The organism is Pseudoalteromonas sp. BMB (assembly GCF_001709235.1).
GTDB lineage: Bacteria > Pseudomonadota > Gammaproteobacteria > Enterobacterales > Alteromonadaceae > Pseudoalteromonas > Pseudoalteromonas maricaloris.
Genome location: NZ_MBQA01000073.1, coordinates 1 through 794, shown reverse-complemented (window position 1 = coordinate 794; position 794 = coordinate 1). Strand labels below are relative to the sequence as shown.

The 794-nt window shown below is 46.3% G+C and carries 1 pseudogene; it reads right to left on the bottom strand.

Annotated elements, in window-relative coordinates:
* A pseudogene (locus BB427_RS06645) lies at positions 1 to 625 on the bottom strand (hypothetical protein); the annotation flags it as partial.
* Positions 626 to 794: the final 169 nt, after the last annotated feature.

Here is a 794-nt window from a genome sequence, read left to right as displayed (position 1 = left end):
CCTGTCTCTTCATCCTCTCTTCTAAATCGTACTTCTCGCTCTCAAGTGTAACGATTTTGTTCCACAATTCCTCGGCGATCTCTTTGAGTTTTCCAGAGCCAAGTCCTTCAATGTTCAAAGGTTTCACTCTGTAAGTGAGGGCAATGGTTTTGTCTTCAGCAAGCTGTTCCTTGGATTTCATCATCTCGAGCCTTGCCTGTTCCACATTGCTTAGCTTATCGAATCCGCCAACGGGCATGACAGGACCGCCAGATTCGGACTTCTTCTGGATGACGAAGTTGGGTTTCACTCCCTCCTTCTGCTTCTTCTGCTCCTCAAGCATGGCTTGCCTCTTCTTTTCGGCGTCTTCTAGACGTTTCCTTTTTGCTTCAGCTTCCCTCTGCTTCTTCTCTTCTATTTCTCGTTGTCTTAGCTCTTCCTGTTTCTTCTTCAGTTCCATAAGACGCTTCTCCTGTTCAGCTCTTGTCACTTTTCGTTTCGCTTGGCGTTCCTTCAGCTTCCTAAGTTCTTCCTCTTCCTTGGCGCGCTGCTTCCTCCATTGATCAATGTACTCCTGCCACATTGCCTCATCCTCTTCCTTCTTCTTCCTCAGCTTCTCCTCCATGGCGATCTCGGCTTCAGTCATTTTCGGTTGTGATTCTTCTCTGGCTTTCTGTCCGCTTGAACTCTTTTTCCTTCCGGAATCTTCGTCCTCCTCCTCGGATTCACTTGTTCAGCTAGGTAATACACTTATGCCAATCCCCAAAACTTATCTTGGGTAATGGTATCTTCTAAAAAATGCACCAGAAGATTTT